This window comes from Dolichospermum heterosporum TAC447 (assembly GCF_024584745.1).
Lineage (GTDB): Bacteria > Cyanobacteriota > Cyanobacteriia > Cyanobacteriales > Nostocaceae > Dolichospermum > Dolichospermum heterosporum.
Map to the genome: position 1 here is coordinate 2,462,925 of NZ_CP099464.1, position 14,351 is coordinate 2,477,275.

A 14,351-nucleotide genomic window follows, 5' to 3' on the forward strand; every position below is an offset into this window, starting at 1 on the left:
ACTAATTTAGTCTAAACTCCAGTTACTACTGGCTGTTGATTGGTAACAGGAGCAAAAATATCTTCGTAACTTGGGAAAATTTCAAATACTGAATCAAGCTGGGTAAGTTCCAAAATCAACTTAACTGGAGCTTTGACATTGCAGAGAACTAACTTGCAACCAGTTTGACGCGCTGATGTAAGTCCCTTAACGAGGGGGACTAATCCAGAACTATCCATGAAATCTACATTTGCTAAATCTATAACCCAGAGTTGGTGATGCTGAGGTTTAATAGCAGCCATCTGTTCGCTCAAGACTGTACCACTATCCAGGTCTATACTACCTTGGGGTTTGAACAAAATCACTTGGCGTTCTTGTGTAAGAGTCATAAATTTAACTGAGTATTTAAAACACAAAAGAAAGGGCAAACTGACATCCATACTGTTTATAATTCAACCGCATAATGACTGTTTTCGCAAAGTTTATGAGAATTAACAGCAGGACAGTGGAGAAAAAAATTTTCAGTATTTATGCCGTATAATTTGTTGATATGTCCTTCTAGTATAAGCATAATTTACCGCTAATTTCGGTAACAAACTTATCATTATCTAAATTATCTATAGCAATCTGGTTTGATTCCTGAAATTACTCGTAGGGGAGTAGGGGAGTAGGGGAGTAGGGGGAGTAGGGGGAGTAGGGGAGTAGGGGAGTAGGGGGAGTAGGGGGAGTAGGGGAGTAGGGGGAGTAGGGGGAGTAGGGGGAGTAGGGGGAGTAGGGGGAGAAATTTCTTTCTTCTTTCTTCTTTCTTCTTTCTTCTTTCTTCTTTCTTCTTTCTTCTTTCTTCTTTCTGACTCCTGATAGCGCAGCGTGGCGTTAGCCATACTTCTGACTCCTCCTATTGCGGTTTGATTGACACCCTAGCCAAAAGCAAGCAAAGATATGGTAAAGGTAAAAATTTGTAAACTCGGTGGTGCTGGATGTCTTTTGAGCTACTTTCACTAGAAAACATCCAAGAAATTGCTCATAATTATGGTTATTTAGCAATTTTTTTGGGAATATTGCTAGAAAATTTGGGCATTCCCCTTCCTGGCGAAACCGTAACAATTGTTGGTGGTTTCCTTGCTGGTAGTAATGAATTAAATTACTGGCTGGTTCTCGGTAACGCTGTGGGGGGTGCTGTAATTGGTGGCAATTGCGGCTATTGGATTGGTAGAGTTGGTGGTTGGCCTTTTCTGCTGCAAGTTGGCAAGATTTTCCGCATTTCCGAAGTCCGACTGCTGAGTATTAAAGAGCAATTTACGGAAAACGCTGGTAAGGCTGTATTTTTTGGTCGCTTTTTTGCCTTATTGCGGATTTTTGCTTCACCACTTGCAGGTATAGCGGAAATGCCCTTTGGCAAATTCCTGATTTATAACTTAGCTGGAGCGACTGCTTGGGGTAGCGTCATGGTGACATTAGCTTTTTTCGCGGGGAGAATTATTTCCCTAGAACAATTGGTAGCCTGGGTAAGTAAATTTGCAATTTTGGCGTTACTTATTTTAGTTGCTGTGATTGCTGTACCAATTTGGTTAGAGTCCCGCGAAGTTAAGCAGCAAACAGAAGAGTAGGCAAGAGCTAGGAGGTAGGGGCGCAGGGCCTGCGCCCGTTCAGGAGTATGGCTAACGCCACGCTGCGCTATCAGGAGTATGGCTAACGCCACGCTGCGCTATCAGGAGTCAGAAATTTCTCCCCCTACTCCCCTACTCCCCTACTCCCCTACTCCCCGACTCCCCCTACTCCCCTACTCCCCCTACTCCCCCTACTCCCCCTACTCCCTCTACTCCCTCTACTCCCCCTACTCCCCCGACTCCCCCTACTCCCCGACTCCCCCTACTCCCCTACTCCCCCTACTCCCCCTACTCCCCACCCCTACCTTTTACTTGTTGCCCTGCGCCCAAATACGAGTAGGTAGTCCCCAAACGTAAATAAAGCCTTCTGCGGACCTGTGATCAAATTGATCTTCTGCGCCGTAAGTTGCTAAATCTGGGGTGTAAAGAGTATTATCACTCCAGCGCCCAACTATGACAGCGTTACCTTTGAAAAGTTTTAACCGCACTACACCGGAAACTCTTTCTTGTGTTTGTTGAATAAAGGCATCTAAGGCTGCTTTGAGTGGACTATACCAAAGTCCGTTGTATACAATTTTGGTATAGGTTTCTTCTATGCCTCGTTTGTACTGAGTGACATCGGCTGTTAAGGTGAGGCTTTCTAAGTCACGGTGGGCGTTAATCAAAACTATCATGGCTGGTGATTCGTAGATTTCCCGTGATTTGATGCCTACTAAGCGGTTTTCAATCATGTCAATCCGCCCAATACCATGATTTCCCACGATTTTATTGAGTTGTTCAATTAACTCAACAGGCTCTTTTGATGTGCCATTGATAGTGGTAGGAAGCCCTTTTTGGAAACCAATTTCTAGATATTCCGGTTCATTGGGAGTATCAGCTATGGCTTTAGTCATTTCATAAATTTCTTCCGGTGGCTCGTTTGCTGGGTCTTCCAATGTACCAGCTTCAATACTGCGACCTAGCAAGTTTTTATCTATACTGAAAGGAGAGGATTTTTTCACGGGTGCAGGAATACCAAATTTCTCACCATAGGCGATAGTTTGCTCCCGACTCATGCCCCATTCTCTGGCTGGCGCTAGAATTTTCAGGTTAGGGTTGAGGGCTGTACAGGAAACATCAAAGCGTACTTGATCATTGCCTTTGCCTGTACAACCGTGAGCGATCGCATCCGCACCATATTTTGCAGCCGCCTCTACCAGTATCTTAGCAATCAAGGGACGAGCCAGGGCTGTACCAAGAGGATAGCGGTTTTCATAGAGCGCATTGGCTTGAATCGCCGGAAATGCGTAGTCTTTAACAAATATATCCTTAACATCCGCTACCAAGGATTCACTTGCACCGGATTTAAGAGCTTTTTCTCGAACTGGTTCTAATTCATCTCCCTGACCTAAATCTGCTGCTAGGGTAATTATTTCCTCTACTCCCCACTCTTGCTTGAGATAAGGAATGCAAACAGAAGTATCAACTCCACCAGAATATGCTAGAACAACCTTTTTAGCGCGACCCATGAATTTCTCCACTTAGGAAAACAAAGAATGAGTCATTATTATATCTGACTTGCCTAGCGTATATTTTTTTATGCAACTGTGACTTTGCTATATTTGTTTTATCCTAAATATGGGTAATAGTTTTTTGGGTGCAACTGTGTTTTTTAGTATTGTCATTCCTACATATAATCGTTTACCAATTTTGGAAAAGTGCCTCCGCGCTTTGGAGAGTCAGGAGTTCAGCGATAAAACTTATATAGAAGACTATGAAGTTGTGTTAGTAGATGATGGTTCTACTGATGGTACTTTGAATTGGTTAGCATTACATAAAGATGAGTTTCCCCACGTCCGCTGTTTTGAACAAAATCATGCAGGTCCAGCAGCAGCGCGAAATTTAGGGGTGGAAAAAGCGCAAGGTGACACAATTATTTTTATTGATAGTGATTTAGTGGTTTTGTCTAATTTCCTCCAAGCTCATACAAATGCTTTGGTACAGGGAAGGGAGAAATTAAGGAGCGATACCTCCGGTACACAATGCGATCGCTTTTTTACTTACGGTGCTGTAATTAATACTTGTAACTTCACCAATCCTACGGCTGAACCTTATAAAATTACAGATTTTTCTGCTGCTTTCTTTGCTACGGGTAACGTGGCTATTCCCAAACATTGGTTAGAAGAAGCTGGGTTATTTGATAATGGTTTTCAACTTTATGGTTGGGAAGATTTAGAATTAGGTGTTAGGTTAAAAAACTTGGGTTTAAAATTAATTAAATGTCCTGAAGCTGTTGGGTATCACTGGCATCCACCATTTAGTTTACAGCAAATTCCCAAGTTAATTGATCAAGAAATTCAACGGGGACGCATGGGAGTTTTGTTTTATCAAAAACATCCTACTTGGGAAGTAAAAATGATGATTCAAATGACCTGGTTTCATCGTCTATTATGGGGGATTCTTTCTGTAAACGGATTATTGAATGAAAGAACTATGTCTCCGTTCTTACAATGGGTAATTAATATTGGTAAACCGCAATTGGCTTTGGAAATTGCCCGGATTTTCTTGAATTGGTATAATGTCAAGAGTGTTTATGCGGCTTATGCTGAAACAAAAAGTAAGTAAATCAAGTTTATATACATCTTAGCTCGTTAGGGTGGGCATTGCCCACCATGATCCATCATGTTAAATTAATAACCCTATTAATCATCGTGATCATCAAAAGGATCATCTAATTCCTGACTTGGAGGTCCAAAAGATGTATAAATTGCCATACCAGTAATAGCAACCAATGCCGAGCAAAAGGCAATTCCAAGCACCGTAGCGGGTTCTAAGTCCATAAATTTAGATACATATTATGAAAGCCATATTTATAGAATATTACAAAATTTAACTAATCGCACATTGTCCCAGAAGTCAGGAGTCAGGATTCCTAACTCCTTCCGTGAACAAGCAACCCCTCATCAAGAATCAATACCAGTAAAATTCTGGGTATTGCAAAGATTCATTGCCTTTTCTACTCCCTGTTTGAAACTAAATTCTCCACACTCGACAACAAAGTTTAAAACCTGAGACATAACTTTATTCTCAGCGGCGGAAAATCGTCCCAAAACATGAGAAACAGTATGAGAATTATCTCCATCTATTGCGCCCTTTGGTTTACCTATGCCAATTCGCAATCTGGGGAAATTTTGGGTATTTAGATGAGAAATAATGCTTTTCATGCCATTATGTCCACCCGCAGAACCGGATAAACGTAAGCGAGTTTTGCCCAAAGGTAAATCTAAATCGTCATAAATTACTAATACTGATTCAGGCGGTATTTTGTACCAATTTGTCACAGCTTGAATAGCTTGTCCTGAAAGATTCATATAGGTTAAGGGTTTGAGCAAGCGGACTTTACCCTTACCGGCTGCATTCCCTTCACCAAACTGTCCTTGAAACTTGCGATTTTCAGCTAGAGAGATTTGCCAAGCGCGAGCTAGGGTATCTATAGCTGCAAAGCCAATATTATGACGAGTTTGATCATATTTAGGCTCTGGATTTCCCAGTCCAACAATTAGCTGGGGAATTACCAAAACCATTGGTTTTACTTGTTCATCTTTCATCCTTATATATTTTCTGGCTGGTTTTTTCCAGCTTCAATGTGTTTATGTTCTAATTCAGCGGTTGTTTGCACAGTTTCTTTTAATTGTTCAGATTCTTTTTTAAACTCGCTTTGAAATTCATTAGAGGCTTCTTGAAAACTGCGAATGGTTTTCCCCAAACTGCGACCAATTTCTGGTAACTTCTTCGGTCCAAAGATTAATAATGCAACTACCATAATGACACCCATTTCTGGTAAGCCGATACCAAATATATTCATTCTTCTCTCTCCTGTATACAGAAAAACCGCCACAACTACCTTATAGCTTTGGGATCTAGATTAATTTTATCGCTATTTTTAGGCATTTTTTTTGAATCATAAAAAAACCCGGACAAGCCGGGTAGGTAATCATGTTAGCTTGATGACTGGATAGCCATTAGCCGCCTAAACTACGCCAATCCACAACCACATCCTGAATTAACAGAGACTTGTTATAAACTTGGAGAATAATTAGCAGAAATACCAGAAATAAACCCATAAACACACCCATTAAAGGTGTTGTTCCCCAACCTGGGGATACCTTACCATACTCAGCATTTAAGGGTCTGAGAATATCTCCCAACCTAGTCCGTTGTGCCATAGTTCACCTAAGAATTAGTTGCCAAAGCTTTTTTAAATTTTTTTAGACATTCCTAAACCTTTACAGGCGAAGGATTCCTGGTTTGAACTTGCCTGGTTTAGATTAGTCTAATTACAGGGTTGACAGTTCATAATTACTCGTGTGCTTGCCACAAATAATTACCCAAGCTGTTATCCGATGCTGGATAACTTCCCGGTTGTCTCACGGTACATGGATGAATCCAAAAGCTGTTCTTAAATTATCGCAGTTTGTGATCTTTGTTTAGCGATATTGCTGGAGGTTTTCGCCACATTTACAAAAATACATGATTTTGGCTGGACTGATACGGTTATGGAGGAATTAACGAACCGCAGAGGCGCAGAGTACACAGAGGGAAGAGTTAGAGAGAGAGGGCTATGCGTTTGATACCGTCTTTGAGGAGGGGAACATTAAAGTTGATGAGGAGTCCTAAAGTGCGCTTGGTTATTTTGAGGTAGGAGAGAAGTTGAGCTTCGTGAATGGGGGCTAGGGTTTGCACAGCTTTTAATTCTACAACTAAACAGTCTGCAACTAAAAAATCTAATCTACCTCTACCTACATCATGTCCTTTATATGTCAAGCTTATTGACTTTTCAACCTCATGATGTATACCCCGAATCATAAATTCAACAACCAGTGCCTCCTTATACACCTCCTCCAAAAACCCAGGACCTAAAACCCGGTGTACCTCAATAGCAGCCCCAATAACCTCCCCTGTAAGCCAACTCATCTCCTCTCCTAACTCTCTTCCCTCTGCGTCCTCTGCGCCTCTGCGGTTCGTTTTCATCACATAATCCTTGCAAAAACAACTAATTACCAAATTAACCCAATTATCACCTCTACCAAACCTCTTACCTCTGTGTCCTCTGCGTCTCTGTGGTTCGTATTCATTATAACTTCTTCTTGCACACTGATAAGCAATATGTACTGTGTTCTGAAGAAAAAGCCCGAAAATTAGCCTTTTCCATAAAATCCAAAAACCTTAGCCAAGACTCTTGTGATTTTAGAAAATAGGGGTTAAGATATTTCCATGAACCTTAAAGAAGATTTTTGGAAAAAAGCAATGTCAAAAATTATCTACGATGTCATCCAACGCTTTGAGGTTGAAAACGGCGTTCCTCGTTTGGTTTCAACAAATATTCAGGTAATTGAAGGTGGGGAAGATTTGCTGTCTTTAGCTATCAGTATGTTAGCTAAACTGGGTTTTTATGAGAAGTTTGAAGAGAAGCGAACATCTCAATATATAGGTTATCGAATTAAAAATCCTGGAAAAGGTTCTAAACGCTATCAGTTAATTTTCACACAGAGAAAAGATGGTTTATATATTTCTTTACCTCGTGATATATGGGAACCATATTTACTGTGTTTAAATATAACATATTATGAATGTAAATATCCTTTCATAGATCAATATTGGGTTTTACCAAGTAATTCAGACCTTTTTTTAGAAGAAATAGCTAATGAAGGATTCTGGACAAATGATCAAGTCATTGGTTATTTTAAAACCGTTGTTGATTATGAACCTCCTATAGGTTTTGAAGAAAGAGGAATCTGGGTACATTTAGAAGAAGATCAACTTTTTCCTTATACTTGGCAAACCAAAATTAAATTAAGAGAAGTTTTAGAAGAATTTATTTACCACTTTGCAAAAATATTAATGGAGAAAAACTAATGTCTGTAAAACCCAAAAGACTTGTTAATCCTTACGAAGAAAGAATGCTAGAGTTTCTGCAAACCTGCATAGATGAAAATTATAAAATTCATACACAGGTAAGCTTATGCTCATTTTGTGAATTAGGTAGCAGCCTTGATATTAAACTCAGAAACTTCTTCTTTAGTTCCAGTGTAGACGCTCTGATCACAAACAAAGACTATAAACCTTGTTTAGTTGTGGAATTTCAATCTACATATCATGATTCTCATGACGCAAGAGAGCGTGATAATAAAAAATTACATTTACTAACCTTAGCAGGAGTTCCCCTAATTTATTCAAGAATTAAAGACTTTGGATTATTACATCTTTACTATCAAAATGAAGAAGTAATATTTAATTTATTCACAGGCGAAAAACGCGAAAATGCCAAAGCCTTAATTAGAAACTATTGCTAACTTACCCGCCTAGCACTGAAGTGCAAGGCTAATAACAAAAGTCGTCTCAAGACGACTGAAAAAAGAAAAGATATGAGTCCGTTTTAACGGACTTTCGCTATTAGCCTGGGGTTTCAACCATAGGCGGTTTGTGTAACCAACTACAAATCCTCCTTTCCCCATATCTTCACGATTTATCATCCCCCTCCCTCCAATCATCACCAAAATGCTACAATCTACACCATGCTAGGGGTGCTTGGGAAAACAAGCTGAGATCAAACCCTTAACACCTGAGTCTGGATAATACCAGCGGAGGGAAGCTGTTTATTGAGGAATTTGGATATGCGTACAGAATGGGTAGCCAAGAGACGTGGACAAGAGAACGTATCGCAAATGCACTACGCTCGTCAGGGTGTAATCACAGAAGAAATGCAATACGTAGCCAAGCGGGAGAACCTACCGCCTGAACTTATTCGCGCCGAAGTTGCACGGGGACGGATGATTATCCCTGCGAATATTAATCACACTAACTTAGAACCAATGGCTATTGGTATCGCTTCTAAGTGCAAAGTTAACGCCAATATCGGTGCTTCTCCCAATTCTTCCAACTTGCAGGAAGAAGTTGATAAACTCAACCTGGCGGTAAAATACGGTGCTGATACCGTTATGGATTTATCCACAGGTGGCGGTAATTTAGATGAAATTCGTACCGCAATTATCAATGCTTCACCTGTTCCCATTGGGACTGTTCCAGTTTACCAAGCTTTAGAAAGTGTTCACGGCACAATTGAAAATCTCACTGCTGATGACTTTCTGCACATCATCGAAAAACACGCCCAGCAAGGGGTAGACTATCAAACTATCCACGCGGGAATTTTGATTGAACATTTACCTTTAGTGAGAAACCGGATTACAGGGATTGTTTCTCGTGGTGGCGGAATTTTGGCGCGGTGGATGTTGCATCACCACAAACAAAACCCCCTCTATACCCATTTCAACGACATCATTGAGATTTTCAAAAGATATGATGTTTCTTTCAGTTTGGGCGACTCCCTGCGCCCCGGATGTACCCATGATGCCTCAGATGAAGCTCAGTTGGCAGAACTGAAAACTCTGGGAAATCTCACCCGCAAAGCTTGGGAACATGATGTCCAGGTAATGGTGGAAGGTCCGGGTCACGTTCCTATGGATCAAATTGAGTTTAATGTCCGCAAGCAAATGGAAGAGTGTTCGGAAGCACCTTTTTATGTTCTTGGTCCTTTAGTGACAGATATCGCGCCTGGTTACGACCATATTACATCGGCCATTGGGGCTGCTATGGCGGGTTGGTATGGGACAGCGATGTTGTGTTATGTGACTCCTAAAGAACATTTAGGTTTACCTAATGCTGAAGATGTGCGTAATGGCTTAATTGCTTATAAAATTGCGGCTCATGCAGCGGATATTGCTAGACATCGCCCTGGTGCTAGAGATAGGGATGATGAACTTTCCAAAGCTCGCTATAATTTCGACTGGAATCGTCAATTTGAGTTATCTTTAGACCCAGAAAGAGCGAAGGAATATCACGACGAAACTTTACCAGCAGATATCTATAAAACTGCTGAGTTTTGTTCCATGTGTGGTCCTAAGTTCTGTCCAATGCAGACTAAGGTTGATGCTGATGCTTTGACTGAATTGGAGAAGTTTTTGGCTAAAGAACCTGTAGCGCAAGGTTAAATACTGAACAACCAGATCCCCGACTTCTTAGAGAAGTCGGAGATCTAAAAATAACTATCGGAGGATCTAATGAAATATTTGAAATTATTTCCGGCAATTAAAGGTTTTCAATCTTGTACATCTTCCATTGCTAGTTTTCTGCCAAGCATGGTTTATTCATAATCAACGTTGGCAGCCAAATATGATATATCTCAGTGCGGGAATAATAATGTTATCATGTATTATTTTGTACGCATTTTTGATATCATCCATTACAGAAGCAAAAACCGAAGATATGCGGAAATATCTAACTTTTTGGTTGGTTAAATTGAATTAGTGCGATCGCTTTGAGATAAAGTAATTATTTACCTACTATTACTAATTTCCACAATCATTTCTCCTTGCTGTAATTGTTCCAAAGCATCAGGTAAAGTAATTGTCAGAAGTTGACGCAAATTGCGATTTTAGACAAAACACCAAGTTAAATTTCTAATGTATGTCTGAGTGCTGCATCTACTAAAGACATTTCTGACCAAAAACCAATAACTTTATCAATTTCTGTATCTAAAACAGTTGCTAGATTATCTGTCATAATCACAGAATCAGTAATTAATCCTGTTTGTTTTCCTTCTGGTGTTGCTATATTCACAAATACTCTGCTAGGGTGTCCAGCACGGGAAACATTACTAGTAATCATAGCTATAATAGTTTGCGATAAACCAGTACCAATATTGTTAGATTGAACAACTAAAGCAGGACGACGTTTAGCAGTTTTTAAGTTTGAGTCTGGGAACAAAACCAGCACTACTGAACCACGATTATAAGGCATCGTAAACTTCCATCTCTGGTTGATCCCAATCTTGTGCAAAACATTGTAATCTAGCTCTTAATTTTGCGGCTTGTTCTTCATTAATTCCGCGAGATGACAAATCTACGGAAGCATTGGTATCGAGAAAAGTTACAATTACTCGCGCTGTATTTATGCCTGTTGGAGTTTCGGTTAGCTCAATTTTCCCGTCTTTGTAAATGCCTTCGATTGACTGTAACATTAGTTTAATTTTTGGGGTAAACTACTTTTAAAACTATGCTTTTGGTAGTAACATAATTATTATATAATATTTTGATGTTTAGTGTGATTTTTGATATAATAAAATGACTCGACAATCTCATAATCAATTCGCCAAAGAATATTTACAGGAATTATTAACACCTTTAGGTTGGCTAAAGAACCTGTAGCGCAAGGTTAAGATAATTTTCCTTAAATATCCTTACTGGTTTAAATCTGGTAAGAATATTTTAGGAATTAAAAGCCATAAGTTGGAATATTAAGTGATATTATCAATCTTGGTCTAATGATTTGTTATTAACTGTTATTGGAGTTATTAAAATGCCAGGTACAAATATTTTCCCTATTAAAATACAAGAAGAAGACGGTCAAAAAATCATTACTCGTGAAGAAATTTATGAGCAAACAATGAAAGAGATTGGTCTCACTGAAGCAGATTTAGAGGAATTTGTTCGTAAAAATGTAGAAATTTTATTCCCTGATGGGGAAGAAACTCTTCTTATTATTGGTCAACAGGTGCGAAATAAAGCGGCAGGTCGTGCTGACTTAGTTGGAATTGATGGAAAAGGCAACATTGTTCTGATTGAGTTAAAGCGTGATAAAGAGTGCGATTCGTTGTTAGTTGAATCACGGTAATCAGTCCGTACATAAACTAACCAACCTAACCCAATTAAGGAGAAAGGTTGAACTCTCGGTCTGATATGGGTGAAAGTCCCATCTACCAGACTCAGGTATGACTCCCTATCTGCCTACGATGACCCGACTCGGTTTCGGGAGGTCGAAGCTAGGAACAGGACGCAATCAGACATCCGTTGTGGGGTGACACTTGGCGTTAATGGGGAGTTCCCACGGTGAAACAGAGCCTAGAAAAGCAACCTACACGCAAGCAGGACACAACTCAAAAACCTGACTTCACTGGAGCGAAATCCCGCCGCATCTTTTTTTAAATAGCGGTCAGAGTCCAGGGAATCCAGTGGTTGAGATGGCTACACCTAACGGAACTATTAATCAACCGAGGGAACGAATAAAAACGGATTGAAGGTCTAGGGGCGGTCGAACCCCATAAGTAGGCTGGACGAGCAGCGGAATCCCTTCAATTCGGGTAGGACAGACCGTAATTGGTCTGAGGTGTTCAGAATACACAAATTGGAGCAGAGCATGATTGGACACAGAGAAAACTCTAGTGAATCTTGGAAGACGTTGCCCTGGAAGAAATTCCGCCGTAACCTATTCCGCCTACAAAGACGCGTGTATAAAGCGGTTCAAGTTGGAGATAAGCGGAAAGCGCAGTCACTACAGAAGCTGATTCTGAAATCAACCGCAGCAAGATTACTGGCTATTCGTCAAGTATCACAGCTAAACGCTGGGAAAAAGACCGCAGGAATTGATGGCAAAAAGTCCCTTACCTTTAAGGAACACTTCGAGCTTAATGAACTGCTAAAAGCATCTGTTAGCAACTGGAAACACCAGGAACTAAGAGAAATACCAATCCCCAAAAAGGACGGTACTATGAGGATGCTGAAAATCCCCACTATTGCAGACAGAGCTTACCAATGCCTTGTCAAATACGCATTAGAACCAGCTTGCGCGTTGCAACTTTCCACGCCAGGAGCTATGGGTTTAGGACGGGTCGTTCAGCGCATGACGCACAGAAATACCTGTACAACAACCTATGCTCTACACGAAAAGGAATAGATAAACGAGTTATAGAACTCGATATCGAAAAATGCTTCGACAGGATAAACCACACCGCCATCATGGATAGACTCATCGCTCCTTATAGCATAAGACAGGGAATATTCCGCTGTCTCAAAGCCGGAGTTAACCCTCAATTCCCAGAACAGGGAACACCTCAAGGCGGGGTAGTAAGTCCACTATTAGCTAACATCGCCTTAAACGGCATCGAAAGTATCCACAGATATAAAGATGCCGGAAACAACGTAATAGAACCATCAGTCCGATATGCGGATGACATGGTGATAATACTTAGACCTCAAGACGATGCTACCGTTATACTTGACAAAATCAGTCAGTTCTTAGCAGAGCGGGGAATGAAAGTCAGTGAGAAAAAGACCAAGCTAACCGCCGCGACAGGTGGGTTTGATTTCCTCGGCTGGCACTTTAAAGTCCAGAAAAACGGGAAGTTTAAATGCGTTCCATCAGTGGATAACTTCAAAGCTTTTCGCAAGAAAGTAAAACACATCGTCAACAACTCGAATTATGGTGCTATCACTAAGGCTGAGAAATTAGCCCCTGTAGTTAGAGGTTGGAGGAACTACCACCGCTTTTGTAAGATGAAAGGGTCACGCAACTCGTTATTCCACATTCAACACAGAGCTTACAGGGTATTCAACAAGGAAACCAAACAGAATCGCTACACTAGCAAGGAATTACTAGATAAAGCGTTTCCATCAGTTCCTTACTCCGAAAACAAATACATCAACGTTAAAGGTGAGAAATCACCCTATGACGGAGATTTGAGTTATTGGAGCGAGCGTAACAGCAAGCTCTATGACAACCATACCTCTAAAGCCCTCAAACGGCAAAGCCATAAATGTGGTCATTGTGGTTTAAAAATGCTCAGTGATGAGAAGGTACATTTACATCATATAGATGGAAACCATAAGAATGGTAAACCTAAAAACCTTCTAGCAATTCATGAAAGCTGCCACGATTATATTCATATCAGCAAAAGCGAAAGCTAAGAACATCGGAAGCTGGGTGCAGTGAAAGTTGCACGCCCAGATTTAACAGAGAGGGGCAGGGAATAATATCCCTCCTCGACTCTACCTGATATTTCTCAACGCAAAGAAGCATTTGAGTTTCAAGCTATCCGATATGCAGCTAACTATGCTCTAATCAAAACCCAACAAGATATCGTCCAAAAATTGTTTGCTCCATATATTGAGCGTCATCAAGAGGAGGCTGAGTTTAAGCAATCATTAGATAATGGTCTAACAGCTTCAGAGAAGGCAACTCGTATGCTTGCTAAATTTTTGGAAGATAACCAGGCTCAGGAAACTCTAAACCGCCACCAATGTATAATTTTGATTGCTTCTTCATTCGATGATCAAACTCTATCTGCCTGTGCTTGGTTAGCTCAAAATAATATTAATATTCGTTGCATTGCTATTTCTCCAATACAATACGAAAAACAATATTTTTTTCAAGTAGAGCAAGTAATACCACCCCTAAAAATTGAGGAATATTATGTTGAAATTGCAGAACCTAAAACAAGTAATTCATCATCTACATCTGGTATAGCAATCCAACCTAAGAAAAAGCTACCTCGTATGATAGATATACTAAGCTGGAAATTGGTAGATCCAGGTGATTCTTTATATATTAAGGATAATGAAAGAGAAATTGCAACAGTTATTGATGATACCTATGTTAAATATCAAAATCAAAAAATGACTTATAACAATTGGGGAAAGAAAATTAAGAGATGGTCAGCTATTAACATTTATGAGTGGGTAATTCATCAGCCTACAAATAAAACATTGCATACTTTGCGAAGGGAAAAGTTGGAAGAGTTATCACAAATCACACCAACCGAGACGATTTAAACTAGCCATTAATACACCAGATAGTTAGTATTTTGGCTGTACTGACAAAGTAATTTGTGCGATCGCTTATAGTGAGATTTTGAGGAGAGCGATAGCGAAGCACTCCGTAGGAATCGCTGTAAAA

General features: G+C 40.2%; 16 protein-coding genes, 1 pseudogene and 1 riboswitch. Of the genes and pseudogenes, 8 read left to right on the top strand and 9 right to left on the bottom strand.

From position 1 onward, the window contains the following. Nucleotides 1-11: 11 nt before the first annotated feature. Nucleotides 12-368: an STAS domain-containing protein gene (locus tag NG743_RS11025; RefSeq protein ID WP_027402851.1), complete on the bottom strand. Its 357-nt coding sequence runs from the start codon at nucleotides 366-368 to the stop codon at nucleotides 12-14. Between the two features lie 588 nt (nucleotides 369-956). Here NG743_RS11025 and NG743_RS11030 point away from each other — a divergent pair. Beyond that, nucleotides 957-1,586, top strand: coding sequence for a DedA family protein (locus NG743_RS11030; RefSeq protein WP_027402852.1), 630 nt, complete (start codon nucleotides 957-959; stop codon nucleotides 1,584-1,586). A 308-nt stretch (nucleotides 1,587-1,894) separates the two neighbouring features. On the opposite strand, the gene NG743_RS11035 is transcribed toward NG743_RS11030, so the two are convergent. Next, entirely contained in the window at nucleotides 1,895-3,094 is a 1,200-nt protein-coding gene (locus tag NG743_RS11035; protein WP_027402853.1) for an argininosuccinate synthase, read from the bottom strand. A gap of 109 nt (nucleotides 3,095-3,203) precedes the next feature. Here NG743_RS11035 and NG743_RS11040 point away from each other — a divergent pair, with 109 nt between their 5' ends. Then, nucleotides 3,204-4,190: a glycosyltransferase family 2 protein gene (locus NG743_RS11040; protein WP_257121987.1), complete on the top strand. Its 987-nt coding sequence runs from the start codon at nucleotides 3,204-3,206 to the stop codon at nucleotides 4,188-4,190. A gap of 77 nt (nucleotides 4,191-4,267) precedes the next feature. Here NG743_RS11040 and psbN read toward each other — a convergent pair whose 3' ends face one another. From psbN to NG743_RS11065, 5 genes are all read right to left on the bottom strand, one after another. Continuing rightward, nucleotides 4,268-4,405: a photosystem II reaction center protein PsbN gene (gene psbN, locus NG743_RS11045; RefSeq protein ID WP_027402855.1), complete on the bottom strand. Its 138-nt coding sequence runs from the start codon at nucleotides 4,403-4,405 to the stop codon at nucleotides 4,268-4,270. A gap of 123 nt (nucleotides 4,406-4,528) precedes the next feature. Next, on the bottom strand, nucleotides 4,529-5,173 hold the full coding sequence (gene pth / locus NG743_RS11050; protein WP_027402856.1) for an aminoacyl-tRNA hydrolase: 645 nt from the start codon (nucleotides 5,171-5,173) through the stop codon (nucleotides 4,529-4,531). A gap of 2 nt (nucleotides 5,174-5,175) precedes the next feature. Next, a complete protein-coding gene (locus NG743_RS11055; protein ID WP_027402857.1) occupies nucleotides 5,176-5,430 on the bottom strand; it encodes a TatA/E family twin arginine-targeting protein translocase in 255 nt (84 codons plus the stop codon). A gap of 157 nt (nucleotides 5,431-5,587) precedes the next feature. Further along, the gene (gene psbH / locus NG743_RS11060) at nucleotides 5,588-5,791 is read right to left on the bottom strand and encodes a photosystem II reaction center phosphoprotein PsbH (RefSeq protein ID WP_027402858.1); all 204 of its coding nucleotides are present in this window, start codon (nucleotides 5,789-5,791) and stop codon (nucleotides 5,588-5,590) included. Nucleotides 5,792-6,170: 379 nt separating this feature from the next. Continuing rightward, nucleotides 6,171-6,596: a GxxExxY protein gene (locus NG743_RS11065; protein WP_015078232.1), complete on the bottom strand. Its 426-nt coding sequence runs from the start codon at nucleotides 6,594-6,596 to the stop codon at nucleotides 6,171-6,173. A 243-nt stretch (nucleotides 6,597-6,839) separates the two neighbouring features. Here NG743_RS11065 and NG743_RS11070 point away from each other — a divergent pair, with 243 nt between their 5' ends. The 3 genes from NG743_RS11070 to thiC all read left to right on the top strand — a co-directional run bounded on the left by NG743_RS11070 (nucleotide 6,840) and on the right by thiC (nucleotide 9,613). Beyond that, nucleotides 6,840-7,481, top strand: a complete 642-nt coding sequence (locus NG743_RS11070; protein ID WP_193963301.1) for a hypothetical protein — start codon at nucleotides 6,840-6,842, stop codon at nucleotides 7,479-7,481. Further along, nucleotides 7,481-7,918 (top strand): DUF2726 domain-containing protein, encoded by a 438-nt coding sequence (locus NG743_RS11075; RefSeq protein ID WP_035082792.1) that lies wholly within the window; start codon nucleotides 7,481-7,483, stop codon nucleotides 7,916-7,918. The genes NG743_RS11070 and NG743_RS11075 overlap by 1 nt, the downstream gene beginning before the upstream one ends. 217 nt (nucleotides 7,919-8,135) lie before the next feature. After that, nucleotides 8,136-8,232, top strand: a riboswitch (TPP riboswitch). A gap of 7 nt (nucleotides 8,233-8,239) precedes the next feature. Beyond that, entirely contained in the window at nucleotides 8,240-9,613 is a 1,374-nt protein-coding gene (gene thiC / locus NG743_RS11080; RefSeq protein WP_027402860.1) for a phosphomethylpyrimidine synthase, read from the top strand. 460 nt (nucleotides 9,614-10,073) lie between these two features. Here the strand turns inward: thiC and NG743_RS11085 are convergent, their stop codons facing one another. After that, nucleotides 10,074-10,421 carry a type II toxin-antitoxin system PemK/MazF family toxin gene (locus NG743_RS11085; RefSeq protein ID WP_027402861.1) on the bottom strand — a complete coding sequence of 116 codons (348 nt, stop codon included), beginning with the start codon at nucleotides 10,419-10,421 and terminating at the stop codon, nucleotides 10,074-10,076. Further along, a complete protein-coding gene (locus NG743_RS11090) occupies nucleotides 10,411-10,641 on the bottom strand; it encodes a hypothetical protein (RefSeq protein WP_027402862.1) in 231 nt (76 codons plus the stop codon). The genes NG743_RS11085 and NG743_RS11090 overlap by 11 nt, the downstream gene beginning before the upstream one ends. A gap of 338 nt (nucleotides 10,642-10,979) precedes the next feature. Here NG743_RS11090 and NG743_RS11095 point away from each other — a divergent pair, with 338 nt between their 5' ends. The 3 genes and pseudogenes from NG743_RS11095 to NG743_RS11105 all read left to right on the top strand — a co-directional run bounded on the left by NG743_RS11095 (nucleotide 10,980) and on the right by NG743_RS11105 (nucleotide 14,227). Continuing rightward, the gene (locus tag NG743_RS11095; protein ID WP_257121988.1) at nucleotides 10,980-11,294 is read left to right on the top strand and encodes a PDDEXK family nuclease; all 315 of its coding nucleotides are present in this window, start codon (nucleotides 10,980-10,982) and stop codon (nucleotides 11,292-11,294) included. Between the two features lie 522 nt (nucleotides 11,295-11,816). Further along, nucleotides 11,817-13,363: pseudogene (locus NG743_RS11100) on the top strand (group II intron reverse transcriptase/maturase). Nucleotides 13,364-13,546: 183 nt separating this feature from the next. Further along, on the top strand, nucleotides 13,547-14,227 hold the full coding sequence (locus NG743_RS11105; RefSeq protein WP_257121989.1) for a hypothetical protein: 681 nt from the start codon (nucleotides 13,547-13,549) through the stop codon (nucleotides 14,225-14,227). Nucleotides 14,228-14,351 lie beyond the last annotated feature (124 nt).

Coding starts and splice junctions, on each gene's coding strand:
- NG743_RS11025 (WP_027402851.1), bottom strand. CDS start 368: ATGACTCTTACACAAGAACGCCAAGTGATTTTGTTCAAACCCCAAGGT.
- NG743_RS11030 (WP_027402852.1), top strand. CDS start 957: ATGTCTTTTGAGCTACTTTCACTAGAAAACATCCAAGAAATTGCTCAT.
- NG743_RS11035 (WP_027402853.1), bottom strand. CDS start 3,094: ATGGGTCGCGCTAAAAAGGTTGTTCTAGCATATTCTGGTGGAGTTGAT.
- NG743_RS11040 (WP_257121987.1), top strand. CDS start 3,204: ATGGGTAATAGTTTTTTGGGTGCAACTGTGTTTTTTAGTATTGTCATT.
- psbN (WP_027402855.1), bottom strand. CDS start 4,405: ATGGACTTAGAACCCGCTACGGTGCTTGGAATTGCCTTTTGCTCGGCA.
- pth (WP_027402856.1), bottom strand. CDS start 5,173: ATGAAAGATGAACAAGTAAAACCAATGGTTTTGGTAATTCCCCAGCTA.
- NG743_RS11055 (WP_027402857.1), bottom strand. CDS start 5,430: ATGAATATATTTGGTATCGGCTTACCAGAAATGGGTGTCATTATGGTA.
- psbH (WP_027402858.1), bottom strand. CDS start 5,791: ATGGCACAACGGACTAGGTTGGGAGATATTCTCAGACCCTTAAATGCT.
- NG743_RS11065 (WP_015078232.1), bottom strand. CDS start 6,596: ATGAAAACGAACCGCAGAGGCGCAGAGGACGCAGAGGGAAGAGAGTTA.
- NG743_RS11070 (WP_193963301.1), top strand. CDS start 6,840: ATGAACCTTAAAGAAGATTTTTGGAAAAAAGCAATGTCAAAAATTATC.
- NG743_RS11075 (WP_035082792.1), top strand. CDS start 7,481: ATGTCTGTAAAACCCAAAAGACTTGTTAATCCTTACGAAGAAAGAATG.
- thiC (WP_027402860.1), top strand. CDS start 8,240: ATGCGTACAGAATGGGTAGCCAAGAGACGTGGACAAGAGAACGTATCG.
- NG743_RS11085 (WP_027402861.1), bottom strand. CDS start 10,421: ATGCCTTATAATCGTGGTTCAGTAGTGCTGGTTTTGTTCCCAGACTCA.
- NG743_RS11090 (WP_027402862.1), bottom strand. CDS start 10,641: ATGTTACAGTCAATCGAAGGCATTTACAAAGACGGGAAAATTGAGCTA.
- NG743_RS11095 (WP_257121988.1), top strand. CDS start 10,980: ATGCCAGGTACAAATATTTTCCCTATTAAAATACAAGAAGAAGACGGT.